Origin of the sequence: Neptuniibacter pectenicola, from assembly GCF_001597735.1 — a bacterium.
Classification (GTDB): domain Bacteria; phylum Pseudomonadota; class Gammaproteobacteria; order Pseudomonadales; family Balneatricaceae; genus Neptuniibacter; species Neptuniibacter pectenicola.
This window is the reverse complement of sequence record NZ_LUTS01000002.1, coordinates 315,226-340,758: the sequence shown is the minus strand read 5'-3', so window position 1 is coordinate 340,758 and position 25,533 is coordinate 315,226. Positions and strand designations below refer to the sequence as shown.

The 25,533-nt window shown below is 46.1% G+C and carries 24 protein-coding genes and 1 tRNA gene; 5 read left to right on the top strand and 20 right to left on the bottom strand.

Going from position 1 to position 25,533, the window contains the following annotated elements; all coding sequences use genetic code 11:
* Positions 1 to 68 precede the first annotated feature (68 nt).
* The 3 genes from A3773_RS04120 to A3773_RS04110 all read right to left on the bottom strand — a co-directional run bounded on the left by A3773_RS04120 (position 69) and on the right by A3773_RS04110 (position 2,060).
* Entirely contained in the window at positions 69 to 1,319 is a 1,251-nt protein-coding gene (locus A3773_RS04120) for a type II toxin-antitoxin system HipA family toxin (RefSeq protein ID WP_067983368.1), read from the bottom strand.
* On the bottom strand, positions 1,312 to 1,674 hold the full coding sequence (locus tag A3773_RS04115) for a hypothetical protein (protein ID WP_067983365.1): 363 nt from the start codon (positions 1,672 to 1,674) through the stop codon (positions 1,312 to 1,314). The genes A3773_RS04120 and A3773_RS04115 overlap by 8 nt, the downstream gene beginning before the upstream one ends.
* A gap of 309 nt (positions 1,675 to 1,983) precedes the next feature.
* Positions 1,984 to 2,060: transfer RNA gene (locus tag A3773_RS04110), tRNA-Val, on the bottom strand.
* 385 nt (positions 2,061 to 2,445) lie between these two features.
* Between A3773_RS04110 and A3773_RS04105 the strand changes: the two genes are divergently transcribed.
* On the top strand, positions 2,446 to 4,077 hold the full coding sequence (locus tag A3773_RS04105) for a methyl-accepting chemotaxis protein (protein WP_067983363.1): 1,632 nt from the start codon (positions 2,446 to 2,448) through the stop codon (positions 4,075 to 4,077).
* A gap of 89 nt (positions 4,078 to 4,166) precedes the next feature.
* Here A3773_RS04105 and A3773_RS04100 read toward each other — a convergent pair whose 3' ends face one another.
* Both A3773_RS04100 and A3773_RS04095 read right to left on the bottom strand, forming a co-directional pair.
* A complete protein-coding gene (locus A3773_RS04100; protein WP_067983361.1) occupies positions 4,167 to 4,823 on the bottom strand; it encodes a response regulator in 657 nt (218 codons plus the stop codon).
* A 16-nt stretch (positions 4,824 to 4,839) separates the two neighbouring features.
* Positions 4,840 to 6,195 carry a cache domain-containing protein gene (locus A3773_RS04095; protein ID WP_067983359.1) on the bottom strand — a complete coding sequence of 452 codons (1,356 nt, stop codon included), beginning with the start codon at positions 6,193 to 6,195 and terminating at the stop codon, positions 4,840 to 4,842.
* A 136-nt stretch (positions 6,196 to 6,331) separates the two neighbouring features.
* Between A3773_RS04095 and A3773_RS04090 the strand changes: the two genes are divergently transcribed.
* The gene (locus A3773_RS04090; RefSeq protein WP_067983358.1) at positions 6,332 to 7,228 is read left to right on the top strand and encodes an ATP adenylyltransferase family protein; all 897 of its coding nucleotides are present in this window, start codon (positions 6,332 to 6,334) and stop codon (positions 7,226 to 7,228) included.
* Here A3773_RS04090 and A3773_RS04085 read toward each other — a convergent pair.
* Genes A3773_RS04085 through A3773_RS04060 form a run of 6 tightly spaced genes read right to left on the bottom strand, consistent with a single transcriptional unit; the run spans position 7,220 to position 11,695 of the window.
* Positions 7,220 to 7,981 carry a heme ABC transporter ATP-binding protein gene (locus tag A3773_RS04085; RefSeq protein ID WP_231902138.1) on the bottom strand — a complete coding sequence of 254 codons (762 nt, stop codon included), beginning with the start codon at positions 7,979 to 7,981 and terminating at the stop codon, positions 7,220 to 7,222. The two genes, A3773_RS04090 and A3773_RS04085, sit on opposite strands and share 9 nt — an antisense overlap.
* Complete coding sequence (locus A3773_RS04080; protein WP_067983353.1) at positions 7,981 to 9,003, bottom strand: FecCD family ABC transporter permease; 1,023 nt, start codon at positions 9,001 to 9,003, stop codon at positions 7,981 to 7,983. The genes A3773_RS04085 and A3773_RS04080 overlap by 1 nt, the downstream gene beginning before the upstream one ends.
* Complete coding sequence (locus A3773_RS04075; protein WP_067983351.1) at positions 9,003 to 9,905, bottom strand: heme/hemin ABC transporter substrate-binding protein; 903 nt, start codon at positions 9,903 to 9,905, stop codon at positions 9,003 to 9,005. Before A3773_RS04075 ends, A3773_RS04080 begins: the two co-directional genes overlap by 1 nt.
* Positions 9,902 to 10,312 carry an ExbD/TolR family protein gene (locus tag A3773_RS04070; RefSeq protein WP_197462721.1) on the bottom strand — a complete coding sequence of 137 codons (411 nt, stop codon included), beginning with the start codon at positions 10,310 to 10,312 and terminating at the stop codon, positions 9,902 to 9,904. Before A3773_RS04070 ends, A3773_RS04075 begins: the two co-directional genes overlap by 4 nt.
* A 5-nt stretch (positions 10,313 to 10,317) precedes the next feature.
* The gene (locus tag A3773_RS04065) at positions 10,318 to 10,872 is read right to left on the bottom strand and encodes a MotA/TolQ/ExbB proton channel family protein (protein WP_156473434.1); all 555 of its coding nucleotides are present in this window, start codon (positions 10,870 to 10,872) and stop codon (positions 10,318 to 10,320) included.
* A 22-nt stretch (positions 10,873 to 10,894) separates the two neighbouring features.
* Positions 10,895 to 11,695 carry an energy transducer TonB gene (locus A3773_RS04060; RefSeq protein ID WP_067983348.1) on the bottom strand — a complete coding sequence of 267 codons (801 nt, stop codon included), beginning with the start codon at positions 11,693 to 11,695 and terminating at the stop codon, positions 10,895 to 10,897.
* Positions 11,696 to 11,966: 271 nt separating this feature from the next.
* On the opposite strand from A3773_RS04060, the gene A3773_RS04055 reads away from it, so the two are divergent.
* From A3773_RS04055 to A3773_RS04045, 3 genes are all read left to right on the top strand, one after another.
* Positions 11,967 to 13,934 (top strand): TonB-dependent hemoglobin/transferrin/lactoferrin family receptor, encoded by a 1,968-nt coding sequence (locus A3773_RS04055; RefSeq protein ID WP_067983346.1) that lies wholly within the window; start codon positions 11,967 to 11,969, stop codon positions 13,932 to 13,934.
* A gap of 78 nt (positions 13,935 to 14,012) precedes the next feature.
* Complete coding sequence (hutX, locus tag A3773_RS04050; RefSeq protein ID WP_067983344.1) at positions 14,013 to 14,414, top strand: heme utilization cystosolic carrier protein HutX; 402 nt, start codon at positions 14,013 to 14,015, stop codon at positions 14,412 to 14,414.
* Between the two features lie 9 nt (positions 14,415 to 14,423).
* Positions 14,424 to 14,948 (top strand): HugZ family pyridoxamine 5'-phosphate oxidase, encoded by a 525-nt coding sequence (locus A3773_RS04045; RefSeq protein WP_067983342.1) that lies wholly within the window; start codon positions 14,424 to 14,426, stop codon positions 14,946 to 14,948.
* A 74-nt stretch (positions 14,949 to 15,022) separates the two neighbouring features.
* Here the strand turns inward: A3773_RS04045 and A3773_RS04040 are convergent, their stop codons facing one another.
* The 9 genes from A3773_RS04040 to A3773_RS04000 are packed head-to-tail and all read right to left on the bottom strand — an operon-like array spanning position 15,023 to position 25,403.
* Entirely contained in the window at positions 15,023 to 16,834 is a 1,812-nt protein-coding gene (locus A3773_RS04040; RefSeq protein ID WP_067983340.1) for a type II secretion system protein GspD, read from the bottom strand.
* The gene (locus A3773_RS04035; RefSeq protein WP_067983338.1) at positions 16,834 to 17,241 is read right to left on the bottom strand and encodes a hypothetical protein; all 408 of its coding nucleotides are present in this window, start codon (positions 17,239 to 17,241) and stop codon (positions 16,834 to 16,836) included. Before A3773_RS04035 ends, A3773_RS04040 begins: the two co-directional genes overlap by 1 nt.
* Before the next feature lie 6 nt (positions 17,242 to 17,247).
* Positions 17,248 to 18,462, bottom strand: a complete 1,215-nt coding sequence (locus A3773_RS04030; protein WP_067983336.1) for a type II secretion system F family protein — start codon at positions 18,460 to 18,462, stop codon at positions 17,248 to 17,250.
* Positions 18,459 to 20,087, bottom strand: a complete 1,629-nt coding sequence (locus A3773_RS04025; protein ID WP_067983334.1) for a GspE/PulE family protein — start codon at positions 20,085 to 20,087, stop codon at positions 18,459 to 18,461. The genes A3773_RS04030 and A3773_RS04025 overlap by 4 nt, the downstream gene beginning before the upstream one ends.
* Positions 20,088 to 20,091: 4 nt before the next feature.
* Entirely contained in the window at positions 20,092 to 21,180 is a 1,089-nt protein-coding gene (locus tag A3773_RS04020; protein WP_075109475.1) for a type IV pilus twitching motility protein PilT, read from the bottom strand.
* Positions 21,180 to 21,818, bottom strand: coding sequence for a hypothetical protein (locus A3773_RS04015; protein WP_067983332.1), 639 nt, complete (start codon positions 21,816 to 21,818; stop codon positions 21,180 to 21,182). Before A3773_RS04015 ends, A3773_RS04020 begins: the two co-directional genes overlap by 1 nt.
* Positions 21,818 to 23,560 (bottom strand): PilN family protein, encoded by a 1,743-nt coding sequence (locus A3773_RS04010; protein ID WP_067983330.1) that lies wholly within the window; start codon positions 23,558 to 23,560, stop codon positions 21,818 to 21,820. The genes A3773_RS04015 and A3773_RS04010 overlap by 1 nt, the downstream gene beginning before the upstream one ends.
* Positions 23,560 to 24,564, bottom strand: coding sequence for a type II secretion system protein (locus tag A3773_RS04005; protein WP_082800544.1), 1,005 nt, complete (start codon positions 24,562 to 24,564; stop codon positions 23,560 to 23,562). Before A3773_RS04005 ends, A3773_RS04010 begins: the two co-directional genes overlap by 1 nt.
* On the bottom strand, positions 24,552 to 25,403 hold the full coding sequence (locus tag A3773_RS04000) for a type II secretion system protein (protein ID WP_067983326.1): 852 nt from the start codon (positions 25,401 to 25,403) through the stop codon (positions 24,552 to 24,554). The genes A3773_RS04005 and A3773_RS04000 overlap by 13 nt, the downstream gene beginning before the upstream one ends.
* Between the last annotated feature and the right edge of the window lie 130 nt (positions 25,404 to 25,533).

Sequence of the window (25,533 nt, the reverse complement as noted above, 5' to 3'; positions counted from 1 at the left end):
AAAAACCGCCATCATAGCGGTTTTTACATCAATATAACCCTAGAAAAACAGAAAGAGGGAGATCACGTTTACAGCTTAAAATCATCCTGAAGTTTCGCCCAATGCGCCCTCAAACGTTGTTTATGAGCTTCATGCATAGGTAAATCCGTCAATAACTCAGGCCATAGCTTAGATTTTTCGATTGCATGATACAACGACTCTCTAACCGCGATCCACGGCACACCGATTCTATTCGACCACACCTCAAAATGAGCGAGTGATAGTCGATACCAATCTTTCTCTTTCGCCATATTCAACCCAGTTTTTCGCTCTCCCTGAATGTATGCAGCAGTGAACACAATATCGTATGCGGGTGATAATTCAGGGTTAATATGGTCTGGATAAATTACAGAGAAATTCTTTGTATGAGCATCACCGTTGCCCAATAAAATATTTGCTAAAAGACGAACCGCCAACTGCTGAACATCACGAATACTTGAATATTTAAACAGCGTTCGGCCTATCATTTCATAATTAGCCTTATCATATTTATCACTGGCATATAGATTGAAAATCTGAGCAAAATCTTCCGTATGTACTCTACCCTGCTCCGTTCGATCAAAGCGTTTAATGGCGTAAGCATATGATTCATTCGGGAGCGCTATATCCGGTAGCCCGTTCAAATCAGCAAGCTCCACTAATTTAATCTCTGGTATATCGACACCTATAGATTCAGCCAACCGCATAACGGTGTATTCATTTTCGGGCACATAGAGGTGAATCGTCGAGGGCGTTTTTATAATCCAATTATCTCCCTCAATCCCCGAATCGATGTTATAACGCCCATCTTTATAGGCCGATGAAAACTTGATCTGCACACCCGCAAGGGAAAACTGACGAGACTTCGCGCCAAGATCCATCAGTATAGGCTCAGCCTGTTCACGGTTAATAAGCGCCCAAGGCGGCACCTCATTCGCAGCCAGTGGAATAGCCCTAATCGCACCCGGTAGATTGTCCCCAACATACGCCAGTAAAGGAAACTCATTCTCCTCGCTGACTTTAACCCCCTGCGCCATCCATTTTCTTAATGCTCCCTCAGGTAATAAATTCGATAAAACAGGGGGCAAGCGAATTGATGTCATTTGAGGGTTCGCAAGGAATTGCGGGGCATCTATCTGCGCAAGGGAAACGGTAGGCTTTAAGGCGGGATGAAGCTTTTGATATTCAGGCGAAAATACCAAAATATTTTTTGAATTAGCGTAATTAACTAATATACCCACCTGTGTACCATGGAGAGTAATACTCAGGGCAGCCACCCTCTCATGGCGTTTATCACTCATCTGAAAGTTCCTGCATTAATGCATTTATCCCTGTTGCTGATGATAAAGCCTTCGATGGATCCTCTTCATACTGAAGTTGCTGAAGCATAAATTGCTTGTAAGTTTCCAACTGCGCTTCAGAAGCATTAAGAATCATATCCACCAACAACATACGTTCACGCGGCACCAGCGCCATTTCAAGCGCGAGTGCATCAGTCACACGAAATAACGTAGACAGCCGAACATCCGCTCCATTTTCTAATCGGTTATATTGCTGAGTCTTCATCCCCGTAAGCGCCTGCATCGCATTTTGCGGACCGACTTTAGCTTTACGGTATTTAGCAACCTCTTGACCAACCTGTTCTGGAAAACGCATATAAAATCAACTTATCTATTTACTTTACTTAAATATAAACTAATAGATTTATTTTACAATAAATTAAACTAATGAGTTGATTTTATGCAAGATGGAAAAACGACCGGACAGCATCGATATAGTTCAGATAGCAAAAAGCCCCGCATTCGCGAGGCTTCTTTGTATTTGGTAGGACTAGTCAGATTATTCCCCTTCGGGCTATCGTCGCAAGCTCCGATGTGGTCTCGCTGCGCTCGGCTCAAACTGCGCAGTTCTCATCTGCTAGTCCTGATAGCAAAAAGCCCCGCATTCGCGAGGCTTCTTTGTATTTGGTAGGACTAGTCAGATTCGAACTGACGACCCCTTGCATGTCGAGCAAGTGCTCTAACCAACTGAGCTATAGTCCTAAATAGGTGGTGCGCAGTATACAACGCTGTTTAACCAGTTCAATATATTTTTGATATTTTTTCTAAAAATAATCATTAACACCACTCTAACCAGAGATATCTACCATTAGATGTCATTCCTCACTTTATGATTAGACCTAAGCAAACTAGAATACATCCAGTGGGAGGTCATGCGAGGTACGACCTGCGAGAGCAGTACATACGATGAGTAGTTAGCGATCTCTTTGTAAGGGTTTCTGCGAGGTGCTTTCCTTTCTATCCATATGATCTGGATAGCCTCAGCTCTACAATGCAGCGCTTACTGCCATGAAACTCAGTACTCCCATCAATCAGACATTTATCCACGCATACGCAACCATGTCGATGCAAAAAAGAGGCAGACCCTATGCTTAAAGATGTTTCCATCAAAACAAAATTAGCCATTATGGTGGCTCTGCCTGTTATTGGATTGATATTTATTACGCTATTTGCACTGCAAGAGCTGAAGTTAACGGAAGCTGGCTCTAAACGGATTTATCATGATCGGGTTGTCCCACTCGAAGATTTAAAGATTATTGCCGATGACTATGCGGTGCTCGTTATCGACGCGATCAATAAAGCGAATGCTGGTATTTTTACGTTAACGCAGACAATAAAAGATATTGAGAGTTCTAAACAGGAGATTGACCTAAAGTGGCAAGCGTATCTCGCGACCGGTCTATCCGATGAGGAAAGGCAGCTCGCGAATGAAGCACAAACCCTTTTCGTGTCAGCAAACACCGCTATCGATAATGCACTGCAAACCCTCAACCGTATATCAGGAAGCCCAGAGGGGCAGCTTGACGCGTTGGACGGCCCACTTTACGCCCATATAGACCCGATTAGTGAGAAAGTGACGGAGTTAATTAACTTACAACTGCGCGTTGCTAAGCAGGAATATGAAACTATTCAACAGGTGTATGCAGAAAGTGTTCTGATGCTGTCGGTCTTATCAATAGTGATTATGGTGCTACTGATTGCCATATCAACCTATATCTACCGCTCCATGATGACTCCACTGTCACATATGCAGGAAACCATTGAGCGTATTTCTGAGTCATCTGATTTAACCCTCACCTTACATACTGAAGGTAAAAATGAGTTAGGCACGATCAGCCGAAGCTTTAATACCATGATTGCACAAGTACGTGAGATGGTGAGCCAAATATCATCCGCGACCAATCGACTGGCCAACGCTGCGACCGATATGACAAATGTCAGTGTTGAAACAAAGTCGAGTATTAATACCCAACGTGCAGAGATAGAACAAGTGTCTGCCGCGATGAACGAAATGGCGGCAACATCGCAAGAGATCTCACGCAATGCCGAGCAAGCCGATACGGATGCACGCAACACAAAAGACAAGGCTCAGCTAGGGTCTACAATCGTCAATCAAGCGGTTGTAGCGACCAATGCACTGGTGACCGATGTACAAAGTGTATCCGGTAAAATTAAAACACTGGAATCCGATAGCGAGAACATAGGCTCCATTATTGATGTGATCAAAAGTGTTGCCGAGCAAACCAACTTACTTGCGCTTAATGCTGCAATCGAGGCAGCCCGTGCAGGCGATCAAGGCCGTGGGTTTGCCGTTGTAGCCGATGAAGTACGTACACTCGCGCAACGTACCCAGGTCTCTACACAAGAGATACAAGAAGCGATTGAACGTTTGCAATCGGGGATCTCTGACGCCGTAACGGCCATGGACGAAGGCCAAGAAAAAGCCGAGATAACAGGCGCTAAAGCCACTGAAGCGGGCCGTGCTTTAGAAGATATATCAACAGCGGTCTTGAGTATTACGGATATGAATGCCCTCATCTCTAGCGCATCCAATGAGCAAGCCAGCGTCTCTGAAGAGATTAATCAATCACTGATTAACCTGCACAATGCCTCTAATACCTCGAGCCATAGTGCGGAAAAAATATCATTATCGAGTGCGGAGCTTAACGCGCTGTCCAACGAGCTTAAAGCGATGATCACTAAATTTCGTGTAAATTAAACAGAACCCTTTCATTGGCAAACCGAGTAACACCCGAGCATATGAACAATCATCAGTGATGATTTTCATATGCTCTAACGGTCTCACGCTCAATCCACCAGCTTATGTTCTATCGCATAACGAGTGAGCCCTGCGGCCGTATGTATATCTAATTTCTGCTTAATATTTTGTCGGTGGGTTTCGACGGTACGTACCGAGATATCGAGTTCTCGGGCAATCTCTTTATTACTATTACCTTCAGACACCAAGATTAATACATCTTTTTCACGACCGGTGAGCTCTTCCTGTGCCTGAGCACTGGCCTGCCCGCCCTCTTGCTCAAACTGACTAAATAAACTTTGAGATGCCCCTGAGCTAAAGTATGTCCCGCCACCATAGACGGTTTCAATGGCCGAGATGAGTTCACTAGATGAAACGTCTTTTAAAACATAACCCGCCGCGCCGCATTTGATCAGCTTAACAATATATTCGCGGTTGTCGTGCATACTCAAAATTAAGACTTTGACGTCGGGTTGCTCAATGCGGAATCGTTCTGAGGCTTCAAACCCGTTCATGACCGGCATGGATATGTCCATCAGTACCACGTCAGGGTTAAGCTGAGCCGCTAACTCCAAGGCTTGTAGGCCATCATTGGCCATACCCACGATCTCAAGCAATGCTTCGCTTTCTAAACGAGCACTGATCCCGTCGAGTACGAGAGGATGATCATCAACCAGTAATACGCGGATCTTGTTTACAGTCGACATTAGACGTTGTTACCCCCTATAAAATTGCGAAACCGACTTTAATACGTGTGCCTACACCCAAACGACTTTTTATACTAAAACGGCCACTGAGTAACTCGGTACGTTCACGCATGTTAAGCAGACCTATACCTGTTCCCGTCTTCTCTGGATTAAACCCTCTACCATCATCTGAGACTTCTAACCAAAGGTGGCCTTCACCAGACCATATTTTTAAACCAACATGTTGAGCTTGCGCGTGTTTTTCAATATTGGTCAGTGTTTCTTGCGCTATTCTATACAGTGATATCTCAATGTCATCAGGTAAACGTTGTTCTGGCAGGGTTATTCTGACATTCATCTGTATGCCGGTACGCTCAGAAAACTCACTGGTCATACTGTATAACCCTGATTCCAGCCCTAGGTCATCAAGCTGTATCGGTCTTAGATCATGGGAGATCCGGCGTACTTCTTGAATCGCCATATTAAGGACATCGCAGCCCTTTGTAATATCATGGACCGCGCTTTCGTCACCTTTTAAAAGCTTATCTCGGGCCAGCTCTAACCTAAATTTCACCGATACCATTAATTGGTTAATGCCATCATGCAGTTCACGCGCAAAGTTACGCCGTTGACTCACTTGAAATTGGACGTATCGATGGGCTAGCTCGCGTAGACGTACATCCGCTAGCTGTGATGAGTGCATGTTAATGGCGACACCGATGAGCGCAATAACAATGATTGTCGCAGACAGAATGACCACCACCGTAAAGAAAGTATTTCGGATATTACGTGTCACTTTAAGGCGGGTATTCGCTACCTCTTTAGCGATATCGTCAATATAGAGACCGGTTCCCATCATCCAATTAAATTTAGGGATTTTAACCACATAGCTTAGCTTTTTTTCTTGGTGGCCTTCCGAAGGTTTACGCCATAAGTAACGATAAAAGCCGCCCCCCTCTTCCGCAATTTTAATCAAATCACGTATGACATACTTCCCATTGGTATCTTGCAGCTCTATTAAGTTCTGCCCGACCAACTCGGGTTGGATGGGGTGAACTAAGTTAACGCCTGCCATGTCATATACAAAGAAATAGCCATCACTGCTATAGATGAGGTTTTGCAGCATGTTCTTTATTTCTTTCTCAGCGTTTTTATCGCCGGGTTCCGCTTCTTCAACAATCTCCTCTATCGCGTTCATGGCCAACGCGACATAATGTTGTAGCTCTTGATGCTTAGAGTGAAGGAGGTTTTCTTCGAAGGTTTTAATCTCTTGCTCAGAAAGAATATGTGCCTGATTAAGGCTGATCATAGTAATAGCGATCGTCACAATAATCAGTGGCAATATAGACAGCAGCAGTATTTTGGCTTTTAACGAGGTCGTGACGCGTTTCATAGTAAATTATTATAATGAGTGACTGGCAACATAGCGCAGTCGATAACGACAAAGCAGCGGGCTGCTAACCAATAGATCCCTATGCTTAATAAGCACTGACGCAATCAGTATAAAGCAGTCTTACGGAGAACACCCGATGGTTTTTACGTTATGGGACAATGTCGCGCAAGTCACACAAAAGGCAATTACGGTCGGCGCATTAGAAACGCTTAACACATCCGTACGGACCCAACAGGACGGTGAGCTTACCTTCCATATTCATATACTTAAGAACCTAAAAAATAAGCCACGGCTCGAACCTACGGATACCAATAGCCAGCGCCAACCTGATACTGACCCCTTTCTGCCCCATGAACAGGCCCTGTTTGTCAGCCAAGTCGGTGACACCCATAAATGTTTATTAAATAAATATAATGTATTAAATGACCATATTTTGCTCGTTACCCAAGCCTTTGAAGAGCAAAGTAACGTGCTAAACCAAGCCGACTTTAACGCACTACAGCAATGCCTCTGCGCAGCCCCAGCCTTAGCCTTTTATAATAGTGGCCAAACCGCCGGTGCAAGCCAGCGTCATAAGCATTTACAATTGGTCAAGCTACCCGATCAACCGGAGCAGCTTATCGCGTTTTACCCACAGTTATCCGCACTGCATGATGAAGTGCCTAGAACCTTAGCTGACCTGCCATTTCGACACGCCGCACTCGCCCTACCGCCCAACCTATTTGCGGCAGAACATATGTATAACAACGATAACGCGACCCAATTAAAACAGCTTTATGACAGACTGAGGATGACGCTGGGGATCGAGAAAAAAGAGGACAAGGTATCAAGCGATTACAATCTACTCATAACCCCTGATTGGATGCTGATGATACCCCGATCGGAGGAGTGCTTTGCCGGCCTATCACTTAACGCCTTAGCATTTAGTGGGTCCATTTTGGTAAAAAGTGAGGCCCAAGCCCAACAGATCATTGATGCAGGGTTGGCCAACGCATTAACGGCGGTGAGTTCAACCCGCCACGGGTCAGATTAACGCAGTTTGGCCATTACCTAAGACAACCCGTTGTGGCTGATATTGCCAATGCTGCTGTATTCGCTCATCAGAGAGAAGCTTATCGGGACTATCGACTGCGCTCACCCGCCCCTGATCTAACAAACAACAGCGATCACAATAGCGCAGCACTTGGTTAAGGTCGTGCAAAATAGCAACAACGCCAAATCCCTCCTTTTTCACCAGCGTTTGGGTCAACCTTAAGAGATTATGCTGCTGCCCTAAATCTTGTGCAGAGGTGGGCTCATCAAGCAGCAACAGCGGCGAGTGGCGGGCTTGACTGAGTTGTAATAATACCCGCGCCAACTGAACCCGCTGCCTTTCACCGCCGGAAAGCGAAGGATAGGCACGATCCGCAAAGCTATAACAGTCCGTGGCATGCATTTTTTCATCGATCAAACTAGCGGCCTGGGCTTTCGATAGGGAGAGCGGGGTTAACCCCAGCGCGACGACCTCTCGCGCACTGAATGGGAAGGTTAACTGGCTCGACTGGGGCAACACCGCCAGATGTTTCGCTAATTCGCGGCGGTTCCATTGCGCTAACGCTTTGCCATAAAGCGTGATCGAACCGCTGGCTTTAATATCACCACTAATCGCTTTTAACAGGGTTGTTTTACCCGCACCGTTTGCTCCTAGCAAGCCATACACTTCACCCGCCTTGACCGAAATAGACACTTGATTAAGTAGCAGCTTGCCCTGTGGTTTAAAGCTGACATTCGTCAGTTGTAACATCATCAACTCCAATTTTTACGCTGCTGGATTAACAGAATCAAGAAGAATGGCGCGCCAAGTAATACAGTGACTAAGCCCACAGGGAGTTCAGCTGGCTGCACCACTAAACGCGCTAATAGATCAGAACACATCAGCAGGACGGCACCTAATAGCGCAGATAACGGCAGTAAAAAATGGTGATTAGGCCCAGTCGCTAAACGTACCAAATGGGGAACCACTAAACCCACAAAGCCGATGATGCCTGAGCAAGACACCGCAACACCGACACCGACAGCGGTAAGGATAATCATCTGTAACTTTAACTGCTCAACATCGACCCCTAAGTGGCGCGCTTCCGGCTCACCTAAAAGTAACGCATTAAGGGCTTGGGCTCGCCGCTGGAAAGCAATCATTAACAGCACCATAGTGGTAAAAGCTAACCATAAATTAGCATCATTGGCTCCGGTTAATGACCCCATCTGCCACACATTTAGCTCGCGTAAACTGGCATCATCTGCAAAATAACTTAAGAAACCAATGGCCGCACCCGCAAAAGCGGATATCGCTACCCCCGCCAGTAATAAGATTAAGACTGAGGTGCCGCTTTTGGATTGAGCTAAACCGTAGACCAGCAACGTCGTCAGTAAACCACCCACAAACGCCATTGTAGGGATCGTCCAACTCCCCCACACCGCTGGGAACACAACAATAGCAACAATAGCACCCACCGCGGCACCGGACGAAACGCCGATAATACCGGGATCCGCTAACGGGTTACGGAATAACCCCTGCACAACGGCGCCACATTGGGCCAATATCGCCCCGACAAACACCGCTAAAAGGAGCCTTGGCAAACGCAGCTCCAACACCACTATCTGTTGGTAATCCTCAAGTTGACTCAAGTTCGCGCCAAATAGCTTATCCACCACAATCAGTAAACTGTCGTATACCGGTAGATTCATGGCCCCGAGCACAAGCGATAACAGTGCGCACACAATCAAAAGGCTAGCTAGGGCTAAGGCGCAAAGGGAAACAGACCGTTGCATCAGTTGTTTGCCTGCACAACAAGCGCCGGTGCATTAGATAACGCCTGCGTTAAACGGATCGCTTCATTAATCGCTGACACACTCAACCCAGCAACCAACGTAGCGCCATTCACCGCAATGATCCGCTTCTGTTTTACCGCCGGTGTATGGGTTAATACCGGGTTTGCGTCAAGTAAGCTCTGCACTGCGCTTTCAACATCACTACCAGCAACAATAATGACTGAAGGCTGCATCTCAAATAGGGACTCTGCAGAGATGTTTCGATAGTTTTTAAAATCAGCGACATTTTGCGCCTTCATCAGTTCAATAAATGACTGGCCACTGGTTCCTTCACCGGCCAAACGCAGTTTACTATCGTCCATCGACAGTAAGAACGCGATGCGCTCACCCGCTAAGTTAGTCCTATCCAGTTCGGCCAACTTTGCATCAACCGTTGTGAGTAAGCGCAGACCTTTTTCTTTTTGATCTAACGCGTCAGCCAAGGTCAGCACATTGTCACGTAATTGATCGCTGCTTTTAGCACTGCGTAATTGCACAAACTTAACCTCCGCCTGTGTAAGTGCACTCACAACTGATGGGGGACCTATATGTTCACTCCCAATCACAACCGATGGGTTTAAACTCATTAAGCCTTCCGCTGATAAAGTACGGTGATAACCAATACTTGGCAGTGCGGGAAAACCTTCAGGAAGCTGGCTAGTGACATCAATAGCGATCAGGTCATCCTCAAACCCCAACGCAAAAATCAGCTCGGTAACCCCCGCATCGGTACTAATTAAGCGTGGGCGTTCGTCAGCGTAAAGTGCAACTGGGGCGAGCATTAACACAATCACCTTTAGCCAAGCGAACGCTGACAACGTAATTTTTGTCCGAGCAAAAAAGAGAAACGGCAATCTAATCATGGTTGGGCGTCTTCCATTAAAATTTGAGTGTTAGTGATTTGCTGTTCATTCAGGAGCGCTAAGAGTTTGAGCAACGGCGCTACGTCGGAATCCCGCGCGGCGGCAATGGAGAGCGCGCGCTCCTTTTGATCGGCAATATGAGTCAACAGCGCTTGTTTAAACTCAGCCCATTCATAAAATCGCTGTTCGCCAATCCCATAAATAGGTGCCTCTTCCAATAAACTAATACTGAGCGGCGCAACGGTATTTTCATGCACACTGATATCACTATCACTGTCCGGTATGTCAACCGGTAATGCGAGTAAACGCGTATTTGCCGTTAACAGTAAAAAAACCACAACGATAAAAATAATATCGATTAATGGCGTTAGCTCTAAACTGCTATTTAGCGCTGCCTTTTGCTGCATTCGGATCATTTTAATGCCTCAGTGCACACACCTTCGATACGCAGGTTGCCCACATTAAGCACCTGCTCGGTTATGGCGATTAGACGGTCGACCCACAGCTGAAAGCCATGTGCTCCAATGACAGCGGGAACCGCAATGATCAATCCTGCGGCGGTTGTTTTCATCGCGATACCTAACCCTTCAGCCATCATGGAGGGGTTAATCGGCCCCTGATGATCACCTAAGGCATCAAACACTTGAATTAAGCCGATAACGGTACCGAGCAACCCCAACAAGGGTGCAATGAGTGCGATGATTTGTAGCATACGGATACCGTGGCTCAGTTTGCGCTGGCGGTTGTGCAACCATATGGCCGCAATATCCGTGCGCATCGTCCGTGTCTGATCCGCATGCTGATTAAGTAAGGCCATACCCGCTGTAGGCAATCGCCGCTGAAGACTGTGGTAACACAGTACCGTTATCCGCTCGAGTAGAATTAATAAGGTCAGCACGGAACAGATTAATAACGGAATACCTAAAGGCCCCAAGTACTGCTGCGTTAAAACAAAGAGATTCATCATGTATCGTTTTAAAACCTAAAAATCAGTTAAGTGAGAAAACAACCGGAATTCGAACCCGTGAAGCAACACGAATACCGTTCTTTTCAGAAGGCTTAAATTTCCACCCAGATACCGCCTTCAACGCCGATTGATCCAGCAGGGTTAAGCCTGAACTCTGGGTTATCTCCAATTTTGATTTATTACCTTTTTCATCCAACCAAATATCTAACCATACCGTCCCCTCTTGCCCCCGTTTACGCGCAACTTTCGGGTAACGGGGCGGCGTGGGCTGCACCGCAAAAATGGGCTTAGTAATAATCGTTTCATGGCTATCTAACGGGTCGGCCAGAGCCTGTGTTGATGCTGGGGCCTTCGCTTTCACATCGGCCAGCGATGTCGTTGGGGCCTCCTTGATAACCTCAGGCGTTTTAACTGGAAGATGATCTTGCGTTTTAGAAGAAGAGCTCGGCTTAGATGGAGGCTTAGGGCGTTCGCTAAGCTCTGTCGCTCTCTTATCAATGGGGGTCGACTTAGTCACCCTTGTATCGGGCATAGAAGATACTGCAGGTACAGGTGATACCTCACGTTTAGGCGGCGGGGTAGCCGTATCGCTGGGCATCACCGCAGCGGTATTTTCTACGACAGTCTTATCCTCTACCCGCTTTTTTGGTGGCTGCTTAAAGGAGATCGCAAGCGATACATGACTATCATCGCCAGACGCGCCGCCCATAACGCTAGGTTTTACCAACGCAGCAAACGCCCACTCTTGCAGCACCAGAAGCCCACAGACAAACAGCAGCCTCCAGCTCAACAGCCCCCATTTTTTTGTAACGTACTGGGTCATAAATTTAAGCCACCTTAACCTTATACAACACAAAATCTTCACATCAATCTATGAATTGGCAGCAATAATAAAACAGCAAACATAGTAATGCAAATACAAGTCATTATCATTTACATTAAGTTTTATAAATAGTAGCATCCCCACCATCAGGACCTAAAGGGGATAAAAATCCCTAACTTTAACGGGCGAATAACCCTTGCTGATCAACAATCATTTGCAGCAACAGGCCAACGCTAGACAATCAATTCTCATTAACGTAATAGGGGAATTCATGAAACCTAAACCTTTAGCGGTGCTTATTAGTGGCATCATTTCAATGCCTGCGATGGCGGCATCTGCTGCTGATAACAGCCCAGTCTTTAATGTGGGTGAAGTGGTGGTAAACGCCACACGCATGGAACAGAAGTCAGATGAGGTTTCACGCCAGATCACCATTATTGATAAGGAAACCATCGACAGCATTCAGCCTCAGTCAGTCGCTGAGGTGGTGGCGAATGAACCTAATATATTGATTGAAGGCGGTTCCCGACCGGGCTTTCAAACCATTAATATTCGCGGATTAGGCAATAACCGCGTGTTACAAACCGTTGATGGTGTACGACAAGATTTTGAATCTGGACACCGCGCCAGTTACTTTTTAGACCCGGTCATAATGAAATCGGTTGAAGTGGTGAAAGGGCCTGCCAGCACCCTATGGGGTTCCGGTGCATTAGGCGGTGTGGTCGCGCAAACCACCATTGATGCAGAAGATATTTTAGACAGCGATAATGATGTGGGCGGCCTCATCAAAAGCGGTTTCAACTTCAACAATGATCAGCTTACCACGACAGCAGTTATCGCTGGCCGTACCGATACCCTTGATTGGCTAATCAGCGGTTATGGCCGCGATTCTAATGATATAGAGCTAGGTAACGGTGAGCCGCTGGGTAACTCCGCGTCAGAAGACCAAGGGGCACTGGCTAAGTTAACTTGGCAGCTTAATGAAGATCAATCCATTGCATTTAATATGCGCCATGCAACCGTCGAAGGCGGTGTTCCCTCTAATGGCGCCTCCCAAGTTAATGGCAGTAGTGTTTTCTTAATTGATAAAGACCAAGTGAATAACAGCGTCTCCGCCGACTACAGAATCGATACAGCGTCACCGCTCTTAAATGCACAGATCATGGCGTACTGGAATAGTGTTGAAGTGGATGAGTCCCGAGTCAGCGACAATCGTGCAGATAGCACCGAAAAAGATACATACGGACTCAATATCAATAACTTATCCCAATTTGGCGACATCTCGATACTCTACGGTGTTGATGGATCACACAGTAATTTTTCGGCACAACGCAGCGGTACTGACCGCCCGACCCCACCGGACGCAACTATGGATATATGGGGTGCATTTACCCAAGGTATTATCCCCTTATCTCCTAAGTGGTCTGTAGAGTTAGGCGCTCGTTATGATCATTTTTCAACGGAGGCCAAAAACTTAGGTCAAAGTCGCTCTGATAATGAGCTATCCCCTTCTGCCGCGCTGATCTGGCAAACAACCGACAACCTAGAGCTTACCCTACGCCACGATCGGGCATTTCGTGCGCCAACCGCGGAGGAGCTTTACAGCACGGGCACCCATTTTTGTATGGGACCGGGTATGTGTAACACCTTTTTACCCAACCCAGAGCTAGACGCAGAAAAAGCGGCCAATACGGAGTTGATTGCGAAACTGGCGATTAATCAGGCATGGACGGTAAAAACCTCTATCTTTGAAAACCGTGTAGATGACTTTATTGAGCAGACCGTATCCATGTCCCCTTTCCCGGGTAATACCTATTGGGAAAATGTTGATAAAGCAAAACTACATGGGTTTGAAATTAGCGCGGTATACAGCCAAAACGATATTAATTTAGCCTTAGGTTACGGCCAAACTCGAGGTAAAGATCTAGCGACAGGCGACCCGCTTAACAATATTCCAGCCGATACTTGGTCCGCTGATCTAAGCTCTAGCTTCTTGAATAATCAGCTAAAAGCAGGCGTACGCGTCTTATATGCGGAAGAACAAAACTTGTCCACAGGTGACGTGTATGACGACTACACCATTACTGATATCTATGCGGCTTGGCAACCCAAAGCCATTAAGGACTTAACGCTCAACCTCACAATTAATAATGCCACGGACGAATATTACCGTCGGGCATGGGCTGAGCTATATGAAGCGGGCCGCGAAGTATCCCTCGCTGCCACGTATAAGTTCTAACGAAAGGCGTTCAATTAACAGGGCGGTTCTCCCCCCTTCGAATCGCCCTGTTAATACTTAACCTAGAGCATCATAGTCATGAATAGAGAAGACGGATCAAACCTCCCCGGCGATCTTGCCGAAGCCCTATTAAGCGAGCTTGCGACGTGGGGAAATACCACGACGATCATTTTACATGGTGGGTCTGTATTTGAGTTTAAAGGCCCCTTTCCTAAGGGTGAAATTGGCCATGGTTACTACAACCTAACAGGCCCGATTCCAGGCTTCCACGGACATATCAATTTAAATGGGATTCATCATATTAACTTTCAAGATAAGCCCCACCGAGGCCAAGCAAGTTACGCCTTTAATTTCCAAGACCAAGACGATAACAATATATTCAAAGTATTTTTAGGACGAAACGAGGACGGTACGTTAATCGCCGACCAAGTCAGTCGCTTTAAACACATCCAACAACAGCTTAGTTTAAAAAACCTGTAGGAATGCCCCATGAATAAAGACTCACTACAAACCCGCGTGCAAGAAGAGGTCTTAACCTTTATCAACAGTCGTAAAAGCCTACAGCTGGCGACATCTGGAAAAAATGGTGAGCCTTATGCGTCATACTCACCGTTCGCAATCGGCGATGATTGTTTATATGTTTTGCTGAGTGAAATGGCCGTACACGCCACAAATCTGCAAGAAAACTCAGCGGCGTCGGTACTGATTATTCAGGACGAAGATGATGCAAAAGAACTGTTTGCCCGTAAGCGGATTAACTACTCGATAAACGCTGAGCTATTAAGCTATGACAATGAAAATTGGACCTTGGGTATTAATACACTGGCTGAACGGCATGGGGACAGAATCAATAAACTCAGCCAACTATCTGACTTTAAACTCTTTAAGTTAACCCCCACAGGTGGGCGCTATGTTAAAGGTTTTGGTAAAGCTTATACCTTGGCGGGAGAGGGGCTAACCGGTAGTGAGGTTCAGCATATGACGGGCGGACATACAAAAAGGGATGCAGCCTAGCCCTATTTGAGAACGCCGCCTAAAAAAGCGAGTCGTATCACGAGCGACTCGCTTTTTATATTTAACACAGAGGCTTAACCTGCATCAAACATAACCGCATCGGTGGCATCCCACCATTTCTCTGTAGCATTCGGTTGCTTTAACGGCTCCGCGGGTTCCGGCGTGTACTCTGCATTAGAGGTTGCCCTTGGTAACGGCGCAGGTTGTGGAGTCGGTACGCTTAGTGCTTTCTTTTCCTCTTTAAAAAAGCGTTTTTCCTTCTCCTTCAGCGCAGGAAAGCCCTGATTATACTGCTGATAAAAACGGTTATTACTTCTTTCTAACTCTTGGCTACTCGAGGGGGTATTCAAAATACGCGGAGTAATTAACAACACCATTTCAGTTTCCTCTTCCTCTTCAATCGTACTACGGAAAGCCGCACCTAAAACAGGTACATCGCCTAAAAAGGGAACCTTACGTTCGTTGTTTGAAACCGTCGAGCGGATTAAACCACCCACCGCCACCGTCAAACCATTTTGAGCGGCAACAATCCCTCTTAACCGAGAGGTGTTAATTGTATCTATCGAAAGGTTTACCACATTACCTGTACCATCCGTCACAGGCACGGTTCCACCGCCCGGATTCAAGGTTGAGCTCTCTTGCTCTAAATCTAATAAGACAGAACCATCTGAGTTAATACGCGGCGTAATCTTTAACGAGATACCGATCTCTCTGAGTTCCGTTTGCGTCTCAATATAAGCCGGCGAGATAACAACGCCGCTGTCTATTGTCGCTGGGTTATATGTAAAACCACGCGTCATAATATTTTCTTCACCAATAAAGAGGTCAGCCTCTCGATGATTAGACGCCAAGACCATCGGATTGGAGAGTACTTTTAAACGCTTATTTTCTTCAAGAAACTCAATATTGGCGCGTAAACGGTCATTCAGATATTCGTAAAGGAATGAGCCTGAATTTAAGAGGCCATTATTACCAAACGAGGTCGGTGTTAGTGAATCATTGCTACCAAAAGGGGCCAATTCGAAATTAAAGATAGAGTTAAAATCTTCGCCCAACGAGATGCTGAGGATCTTCATTTCCAACATCACTTGGGGAACAGGAATGTCCATCTGCTTGACTAAACTAGCTATGGAGGTCAGCACTTTATCATCATCTGTTCGAGCGATAATCATATTATGCTCGTTATTCACGGTTACATAGATCGGCTGAGGCTGTAAGGTAACCGCTTGAATTTTATTAGGATCTAATGGCACCACACTGCTGCCGGTACCTTCCCTTGTTAGCTGTTCGATCTGTGCCACCGAAAAATCCGACGTATTCGCATCGCCATTACTACCATAGCGTTGCTGTGACGAATTGCTTGAAGATCGGCTTGAAGATCGACCGGATGTGCTATTTGAACGACTGCTGCTTCGGCTCGATGTCGATGTGGACTGCCCTGCTTCAATACCTAGCGATAACTCGACACGGTCGCCATAAAGATCTTCAATCGCTTGGGCAACAATTTGCACATTCGCATTACGTAATCTAAATACCTCAATCCGTTGGCTCTCTCGTACAACAAGGTCGCGGGTGTACTCTTCACGCCCCATAATACGGTAAGTACGGGTATCCTCATCATAGCGGTACCACAGATCACTAATTCGGCAGATCGACTTAATTGCATCAATCTCCGAAACATTTTTAAGGTGTATAGTGATACTTTTATTGATCGCACTGGGCGTGGCAATAATATTTGATTGTGATAACTCAGATAGGACCCTAACCACATCCCCCAGCCGTGTTTCTGAAAACTCTATTTCGGAAATCGTCGCAGCCGCAGAAGCATAACAAGCGAAGGCAAAGGGCACTAAGCCCAACACTATTTTTTTAAACATATTACCCATTAGCGAAGCACCTTCATCTGCCCTAAAGTCCCAGCCTCAATCGTGAGGCTTAACCGAGATATCTTTGTAATTCTGATTGCATGTCTGGGGTTGGTTGGATCAATATTAATCTCATCCCCCTCTTTAACCATATGCACACGGCTGCCCGCAATCTGGATCAATGCCATCGGTGGCAGGTTTGCCCCTCTGTCCACATAGCCTTTGAACAGCAGTGCTGGCACCTTTACATCATCGGGCGTACTACGAAAACCACGTCCAAACGCATTAAGTAGTCCATTAACGCCACCCGCTTCATCTGTATTTTGCAGTGTTTGCGGCGCACTAAAGGGATCTCTCATAACAAGAACCTCTGCCGCATGCACTGTGTTAAAACAAACCAGCGTCATTAACAAAACAAACCAATTCATAAGCACCTAACCTGATACAGCAAACATTGATTTAAAGAAGCCATAATAGACATACCCAACAACACCACCGATCAATAAAATTGATATAGGCTCCATTGCGCCAGCTAAGGCCTTAGTAATAGAACGCACACGCTCTTCATAAAAACCGCCAGCATCTTCCATTACTTGCACCATATTACCGGTACGCTCACCCACTAACGTCATCTCTTGAATCAGCCCTTCGATATAGGGTTTACGAAAACTTTTCCCCATATCATCACCGCACAAAATATCATCTGCAGCTTGAGAGATATCCCGTGCAATCACCTTGTTACTAATTAACGAACTGATAATCTGCAACGACTGCACAACCGATATGCCGCTCTGGAGCATACTGGTTAAACCCCACGTAACTTGGGACATCGCCGTTGCCGAAATCATTGAACCGATAAGAGGCGTTTTTAATAAAATAAAATCGATCCATAGCCGCCCTTTCGGGTGTTTATACACAAGGTAGATCGAGATGGATATCACCGTCAGAACGACAATAATGAGCCACCAATATTGGTGGATAAAACTTGAAATACCTATCATTTGTAGCATTTCAGTCGGCGGGATACGCCCTGTTTTTTCAAAGAATGCCGCAAATTTAGGGATAACGGTCGTCATCAAAAACACAAATACACCTACCGTCATGAGTAACACCACCGCAGGGTAGGTCATGGTTGAGATTAATTGACTTTTAATCTCCGCCTGTCGCTCCATAAAATCGGCAATACGCACTAGTGCCGGCTCAAGTTCACCACTGGCTTCAGCACTACGGATCATATGTAAGGCTAAAGGTGTGAACACCCCTTCATGTTTTTCCATCGCTTGTGAAAACGATCGACCCGCACTGATATGGTCATTCATATCATCGATGATTCGGCGCATACCTCCACGCTGTATGCCACGCAAAATATCCAAGCCTTCTGACACGGAAAGCCCCGAGCGAAGCATTAATGCAAACTGTCGGAAGAAAAAGATTTTTTGTGAATTTTTAATCGGTAAAAACGCACTTATCTCATCCCATAAACCCACACTAGGTTGCGCTTTTCCCTGTTTCGATGCGCTTTCACGAATGTCAGTAATATAGATCCCTTTTTGCTGTAACTTGGCAATGGCTGCATCATGGTCGACCGCTGAAATACTGCCGCTACGGGCTTCGCCTGAGGTACTGATGCCGTTATAGGAGAACTTCATCTAGCCGCCTCCACTAACTGATTTACTAACCCTAAGTGCTTAAGTTCATCTAAGGTGGTGAGCCCCTGAATAACTTTCTCACACCCATCATGGGCGAGGCTGACATAATATTGCGCATGTTGACGTAATTTCTGTTCGTCAGCGCCCTGTGTGATCAACTCACGAAGTGGATCATCCACCCATAAGGTTTCAAACAACGCTATACGCCCTTTAAAACCCGTTCCGTCACACAATGAACACCCTTGAGGGTGGGAAAGCATAACGGTTTGATCGCTGTCTAAGCCAAGAGAATCCAGTTCAGCAAAATCAGCTTCCATCTCCAATTTACAATGTTGGCATAGCTTTCTCGCCAAACGCTGCGCAACAATTCCTTGCAAGCTGGAGGCGATCATAAAGGGTTCTAAACCGATATTTTTCAATCGTGTCACACTGGCAATGGCGGAGTTTGTATGCAGAGTGGACAGTACCATATGACCGGTTGTCGCAGCTTTAAGCGCGATCTCTGCTGTTTCCACATCACGTATCTCCCCCACCATAATCACATCGGGATCATGGCGTAAAAAACTACGTAACGCGGAAGCAAAGTTTACTTTGGCATTCATCTGTACTTGAGAAACGCCTTCAACCACCATCTCCACAGGGTCTTCCGCCGTGAGTATATTGGTACTTTCTGACTTAAGCTGCGTTAATGCGGCATAGAGTGTGGTCGATTTACCACTACCGGTTGGGCCGGTGATAAGCACAATACCGTGGGGTTGCGCGATCACGCGACTAAACTGACGTAAGCTTTCGGATGACATTCCCAGTTGCGTTAACGTTAAGAGCTGATTGTCAGTGCCTAATAATCGCAGGGTGACGCGCTCTCCGTGCTTCGTAGGTGCGGTTGCGACCCTCATTTCAAATTCGATATTTACCGGCGTTACATAATCCGCACCGCCATCCTGAGGCATACGCGTTTCCGCAATATCCAGATGGGACATCACTTTAATTCGGCTTACCAGTGAGCTGCCTTCGGCCAAGGAAAACCGTTTACCAAACTGCTGCAAGCGGCCATCAATACGAAGACGAATGAGGTAATGGTCAGTTTGCGGCTCGATATGAATATCAGATGCTCGGTGCATATAGGCTGCATTTAACAACTGTTTAAACGCATCCACCGCATCAAAACCGGTCTCGGGGGTATGGATCTCTAAATCTATGCGTAAGCAACTTTCAAACGTTTCAGGATCAGTGACGCATAATTTAATATCGGTTTTAAAGATCCGTTGAAGTTGCTTTTCTAAGGCTGGATTTTCAGGCGAGTCGGTAACCACATAAATCACCTCTTGCTCATCACTCACCAGCTCAATCGGTAAAATACGGAACTGCGTAATAAAACTCTGGGGGATTAATTTCAGTTGTTTTCTATGTATACGAACCTGAGACGCGCGCACAAACAACATATCACGCTCACTCGCATAGGCATGATAAAAACTGCTCAGGGATAACCGCTGCTGGTAGCAAAGCGCGGTTACATCATCCAACTTAAAACGACGGGCCATTAAGCGCGCATCCGCTTGCTGCTCAGCCGTTATTAAACCTTGATTAATCGCTGCCTCAAGCAGCCCTTTTCCTCGAATGCTCATAGCGCTACCTATTTAACACCTTGAGCGCGTTTTCAAACTGCTCTTTTCTAGAGGTTAACTGCAAGGCTTTCTCACGCGTAATCAACTTACTTTTAACCCGTAATGCCAACGCATATTCAAGGGTTTGATTACCTTGTGCCCGCCCAGTTTCCATCACAGAACGAATCTGTGACGAATTTTGCTCACGAATAAGATTAGAAACAGCAGGGTTAACCATTAAAATCTCATTAACCGGTATACGCCCTACACCATCAGCTGATTGCACAAGGGTTTGCGTAACAACAGCACGTAAACTCATCGATAGCTGCTGACGCACCGTGTTTTGCAAATCACCGGGGAACATCCCCACCAGACGATCAATCACTCCCACGGCATCATTGGTATGCAAGGTCGCAAATACAAGGTGGCCCGTCTCCGCAGCCGTAATAGCGGCGTGCATCGTTTCAAGGTCACGCATTTCGCCCAATAACATCACATCAGGGTCTTCTCGCATGGCACTGCGAATAGCGTCGGCAAAGGATAGAACGTCTTCCCCGACTTCCCGCTGGTGTACCACCGCTTTTTTATTCGTGTGAACAAACTCGATGGGGTCTTCAATCGTTAAAATGTGACACGCACGTTCTTCATTTATCTTATTGATCATGCTCGCTAAGGTCGTGGATTTACCACTACCTGTTGTGCCCGTCACCAAAACCAGACCATCTTTTTGGCCGGCGATCACCGCTAACTGCGCGGGCAGACCTAACTCCTCAAACGTACAAAAAGCATTGTTCAATGCCCGTGCGGCAAAGGCTAAGTTGCCCCGTTCAAAATAAAAATTTAAGCGGAACCTTTCACCGTTTTGGTTGCTATAACCTAAATCACAGCTACGTTGGTGGGTTAGATGCTCAAACTGCTCTACCGATAAGATCGCTTCAGCCATCCCTAATAGGGTATGTTTTTCTAAAACGGGCAACTGCACTTGCTCGACCAAATCCCCCTGAATACGTAACACAGGAGCAACATTAACAGAGCCATGCATATCAGAAGCGCCCTGCGCCAACATACAAGCCAATAGCGTTTCGAACTGCTGTGTATAGGAATGACTATTCATTACAAGGCCAGTGTTATTTGAATATCTAAAACACGTCCACCACCGATGGCTGTGCGCTCCGTTCTGCTAACCTGGATTTTGATAGGCACAACAGAAAATTCCAGCGTAGATAACTTTTGAATAAAACCATACAACGCGCTGTAGCCGCCTTGTAAATGAAGCTCATACAGGGGTCTATTCAAAGAGGAGGCCGCCGTTTTTCTTGCCTTTTTAGAGACAAATTGCATAAGGTTTGCCTCACTTTGCACTTTAGACAGTAATTGAAGGTTATTGTCTTTGGCATTGCGGTTAACCTCTCCGACTAATTTGGCCACTTGAGTTTTATCGCGTAGGTCGACAAACACGTGGCCAAAGCCCGACAGCAGCGCCTGCTCTTCTTCAATTAAGCGTTCAAGTTTTTTAACATCTTTAGTGCGAATCGACTTACCATCCAGCTCCGGCAGCGCCTTACTTTTAGTGTTTTTTCGCTCTTTCGAAAGCTTTTTATCCATGGAGGTCAGCTGATCATCTAAAATCAGCACCTGAGTATTTAACTCAGCCCCACGTGTAAAAAGGTAGCCGCCAACAACCAACACCAAACACAGAGCCAGAAGTAATATTTTCTCTCGGGGAGCCATTGCCGCAAACGCAGTCATCATTATTGAGCCTCCTGACGTTTAAGCAAAAACTCAAACGCATAAACACCGTTCTGCATCCGTGCAGCATCACCGCTGAAGTTACTCGGGCTTTTATCGATATACATATGCAGTGATTCTAAGCTGATAGATAACACCTGATTAAAATCATCAATACTGGCTTGGTCGACCGCTTTCCCTGTCAACGAGAACTCATACCACTGATTCTCTTTTATGCTCTCTAACACAACACCATCATTAATGCTTTCTGACAGTACCGGCAGCAAACGCGACATAAAGGATTGGCGCTTGACGATAACCTGTTCCACTAACTGTTTTTCCGATTGAAGGAGCCCTAGGTCTTTCTGTTTTTCTTCATACAACGCAATGTTCTTCTGTGCCTCACCGTACTCTTTACGCTGCTCTTTCTTAGAGGCTTTAAAACGATTTAATTGCTCCTCTTTTGCAACCAACTGCTGGGTTAGCTGTTCAAGTTTCCAATAGTAATACCCCTCATAAGAAGCAATAAACAGAGGAACAGCTAGCAAGGCCATAGCAACCTTAAAACGCGGGCTACGATAAAAAGGATCAGGCGGGGGCATCCCGGCTAGTGGTGTAACCAACAATGGCGAAAGCCCCAAAAAGTGCTGTACGGCACCCAACTCACATAAAAGAGCCTCACTCCCTTCTGCTACATCAAGTGAGGTGTGACGCGCTAACGGCTCTGGGGTAAGCTGAAATACCGATTCAAGATATTCAATCTGCTCCGCATAAACCTGATCAACATCCGCCACGACCCAGCGCTCGATATCAACAAACGCACCCTGCCCCATAACATCAGCAACCGCTGTAATATCTAACTGCTTACCGGAACACTTAATCATGACCGTATCGATAACACTGTGATTCGACAGCACGGCACATAACACATACGCTTGATGAAATTCAGTCAATAAAATCGTCTCGGAGCTATCGCCAATTAAGGGGATGGTTGAGCCCGCAAAAGGGTAAACCTGTCTTAAATTTAGGCGCGGAATGCCATTTGACCCACTGATTTTTTTGACCGCATCCAACCACTGCTGATGTTGTACAATCGGCATGGCCGTACACAGATACTTATTCGCCATATCACGGCTACCAGACAGATCGCTGTCATCCGCCGACGGGGTTACTTGTGGACGCCACTGGGTCAGTAATCGCTGGTCCGAAAGCTGTAGTTTTTGCTGAATATGTAAACACTCAGCAATCTGTTCTCTTGACACCATCTGTTCACGCATGGCGACCTCACCAAACCGCATTGGGCTTGGATCGCCCGTCTGGTGCGTGCGCTGCTTTTCTTCCATGGCTAAAACAATCAGCTCTTCACGTTGAGCAGCGCTAATATACCCACGTCCCATCAACAGCCAGCCTAAATCCCAATGGGGAGATTGAGACGCAACAATACCCTCCATCTCCCAGCGCAGCATTTCCAACAAATTACTGCTGTCTGCGGAATCAAAACTGTCGGTGACTTCAACCAGGCCAGAGATCGCACTAATATGCAGTAATAGAACATTACTCGGTATATTTTTACCCAGTACGTTTTGCAGCTGCTCAAAGACATCTTTCAATGCAGCATCAGGCTCAACTTTATGTGATGTAACAGAGACCGTTACTTTCAACTCATTACGACTACCGTTAATCACGGTCGCCTTTAGATCAAAACCGTTCACCTTAAGAACAAGAATTCCTTTTCCCGCTGTTTTTTTATTCAGGAAAGACAACATTATTTAACCTCAAGCTGCAAAGCGGGTTGCGTTGAACGTGGAATAACCAAAAGACGGTCATAAGCATTAACGACCGAGCCGCTATCAACGACAAATATGGGATGCTGACCCGCAGGAATATAGGTTGTTTCGGGGTTAGAAATAGAACCTACCCCCTTTTTCTGCCACTCTGAAGAGGAGAAGGTAAGCGTGCGCTCTATAGAGGGGACACCACCAGAGGCCGCCGCGATGGAAAAGTAATAGGTTGTCCAGCGTTCATCATCGCTGGCTGCTTTATTCTGGAAAACCGCTATAGCTACTTCTTGCGCTGTCAGCTTATAGTTAGTCACATTAATATTGAGCTGGCTTAAAGGCACCTGCCAATCCAAACTAGAAACAGCCCCAGAAACAAGCGTATTAAATGGAGCTGGATGCGAACCATCATCCCCGGTATAAGTAAATCGGTAATCCCCTACAGCAGTACTACTGACCTCGAACCCTACACCCCAACCATCTAAAAATGCACCGTCACTATCGACACCCTCTTGTAGATAAGGGCCACGATAGCCTTTCAATTGTGTATACCTCGGCGGAACCTCAAAATCACCCGCACCTGTAAGTTTAAGATAAGGTTTTATCCCGCCAAACGTGTCCCAGTCATTCGCGCCATCAAGATTCCACACATCATTTTTCCCAATTAACGGAAATAGCTCAGACGGGTCTTGCGACGGCGTGCCACTGGTGGGCGGTAAAACCCCGTTATCAACAACAAAGCCAGATAACAGTGGCTGGTTTTGGTAGGTCGATTGATTATAAACAGCCCGTTTAATGAGCTTCATTTTCGCTACGGTTTCATCATAACGAAGCTGATTGTCTTGGTTATCAATAAAGGCTAATGGAGTACTCGCGATTAAGCCAATAATGAGCATCACTAAAACCAACTCAAGCAATGTAAAACCTTGCTGCTTAAACTGAGTGCAACGCGGATCGTTGTTAATCGATAAAGTGGGCATTAACGTAGACATAAAACAATATCATCCCCACTACTGCTACATAAAAGATCTTGACTGCAATAACCGTCTTCCTCGTCATCCGTTTCAGCGTAGTCACAGCTATTCGGCTCATAAATCCCATTCCCCCCTAAACTCACTAAACGGGCAGCCCCTGGCACAATGCTATTATCCTGCAAAAGCTCAAGGTCTATCGCCAGATAAGGCCGGCCAAAGCGATCTAAAGGCGAGCCATCCTCAATTTTTCGCCATTGAAATAGACAGTCTAAGGTATGACATCCATCACGGCTGCGACTAACGCCATTATCCACGGGGTAATGATCAAACGGATCGGCAATGGCAATAACCGACTCGATGACGTCGCCACCTGAAGCAATTAGGTTAGGTTCACCAGCACTGCTGCTATCATCGACGCTGGTTCCATTGGCCGCCAAATCATCACCTATATCCACATAAAGGTATTTATGGCCACTTAAATAAGGTCCGCGCCAACCACGCCGGTAATCAATACTCCAGTCTGCGGCTGAGGCTGGCTTAATAAAAAGGAAAGAAAGGTCAGCAGGGGTGTCACGGGAAGGGATAAAATCGGTATCGGTATAGTAAGCATCAATAGCGTCACCCAGTTGTTGCATCTGGTAACGTGCCGCTTGCTCTGTGGCATCAGAGCCCACATCACGAAACGATGTGACAACACCACCAGCGATGACTAACAGCAGCGCCGCAACAACTAACATTTCTAATAAGGTAAAACCCGACTGATAACGGAAAACCGCTTTCCTAAAAGCATCGTCCCTGACACTTTTAGAAAAACGGTCTGATACACCACAGCTTGTACATCTGTCTACAAAATACATTTACTACCACATCATTTTTATTGTTTTTATAATGATGACTAGAGCTAACTAGTCAGTTTTTCTGTTAATTTTTTAATCAATATCTAAGTAACCTAGCTACCCAATTAAATAAGAAAAAAGGCAGGAGGGC

Bases quoted from the DNA above. Each gene is read 5' to 3' on its own strand.
- A3773_RS04120 (WP_067983368.1), bottom strand. From the start codon at position 1,319: ATGAGTGATAAACGCCATGAGAGGGTGGCTGCCCTGAGTATTACTCTC.
- A3773_RS04115 (WP_067983365.1), bottom strand. From the start codon at position 1,674: ATGCGTTTTCCAGAACAGGTTGGTCAAGAGGTTGCTAAATACCGTAAA.
- A3773_RS04105 (WP_067983363.1), top strand. From the start codon at position 2,446: ATGCTTAAAGATGTTTCCATCAAAACAAAATTAGCCATTATGGTGGCT.
- A3773_RS04100 (WP_067983361.1), bottom strand. From the start codon at position 4,823: ATGTCGACTGTAAACAAGATCCGCGTATTACTGGTTGATGATCATCCT.
- A3773_RS04095 (WP_067983359.1), bottom strand. From the start codon at position 6,195: ATGAAACGCGTCACGACCTCGTTAAAAGCCAAAATACTGCTGCTGTCT.
- A3773_RS04090 (WP_067983358.1), top strand. From the start codon at position 6,332: ATGGTTTTTACGTTATGGGACAATGTCGCGCAAGTCACACAAAAGGCA.
- A3773_RS04085 (WP_231902138.1), bottom strand. From the start codon at position 7,981: ATGATGTTACAACTGACGAATGTCAGCTTTAAACCACAGGGCAAGCTG.
- A3773_RS04080 (WP_067983353.1), bottom strand. From the start codon at position 9,003: ATGCAACGGTCTGTTTCCCTTTGCGCCTTAGCCCTAGCTAGCCTTTTG.
- A3773_RS04075 (WP_067983351.1), bottom strand. From the start codon at position 9,905: ATGATTAGATTGCCGTTTCTCTTTTTTGCTCGGACAAAAATTACGTTG.
- A3773_RS04070 (WP_197462721.1), bottom strand. From the start codon at position 10,312: ATGCAGCAAAAGGCAGCGCTAAATAGCAGTTTAGAGCTAACGCCATTA.
- A3773_RS04065 (WP_156473434.1), bottom strand. From the start codon at position 10,872: ATGATGAATCTCTTTGTTTTAACGCAGCAGTACTTGGGGCCTTTAGGT.
- A3773_RS04060 (WP_067983348.1), bottom strand. From the start codon at position 11,695: ATGACCCAGTACGTTACAAAAAAATGGGGGCTGTTGAGCTGGAGGCTG.
- A3773_RS04055 (WP_067983346.1), top strand. From the start codon at position 11,967: ATGAAACCTAAACCTTTAGCGGTGCTTATTAGTGGCATCATTTCAATG.
- hutX (WP_067983344.1), top strand. From the start codon at position 14,013: ATGAATAGAGAAGACGGATCAAACCTCCCCGGCGATCTTGCCGAAGCC.
- A3773_RS04045 (WP_067983342.1), top strand. From the start codon at position 14,424: ATGAATAAAGACTCACTACAAACCCGCGTGCAAGAAGAGGTCTTAACC.
- A3773_RS04040 (WP_067983340.1), bottom strand. From the start codon at position 16,834: ATGGGTAATATGTTTAAAAAAATAGTGTTGGGCTTAGTGCCCTTTGCC.
- A3773_RS04035 (WP_067983338.1), bottom strand. From the start codon at position 17,241: ATGAATTGGTTTGTTTTGTTAATGACGCTGGTTTGTTTTAACACAGTG.
- A3773_RS04030 (WP_067983336.1), bottom strand. From the start codon at position 18,462: ATGAAGTTCTCCTATAACGGCATCAGTACCTCAGGCGAAGCCCGTAGC.
- A3773_RS04025 (WP_067983334.1), bottom strand. From the start codon at position 20,087: ATGAGCATTCGAGGAAAAGGGCTGCTTGAGGCAGCGATTAATCAAGGT.
- A3773_RS04020 (WP_075109475.1), bottom strand. From the start codon at position 21,180: ATGAATAGTCATTCCTATACACAGCAGTTCGAAACGCTATTGGCTTGT.
- A3773_RS04015 (WP_067983332.1), bottom strand. From the start codon at position 21,818: ATGATGACTGCGTTTGCGGCAATGGCTCCCCGAGAGAAAATATTACTT.
- A3773_RS04010 (WP_067983330.1), bottom strand. From the start codon at position 23,560: ATGTTGTCTTTCCTGAATAAAAAAACAGCGGGAAAAGGAATTCTTGTT.
- A3773_RS04005 (WP_082800544.1), bottom strand. From the start codon at position 24,564: ATGTCTACGTTAATGCCCACTTTATCGATTAACAACGATCCGCGTTGC.
- A3773_RS04000 (WP_067983326.1), bottom strand. From the start codon at position 25,403: ATGTATTTTGTAGACAGATGTACAAGCTGTGGTGTATCAGACCGTTTT.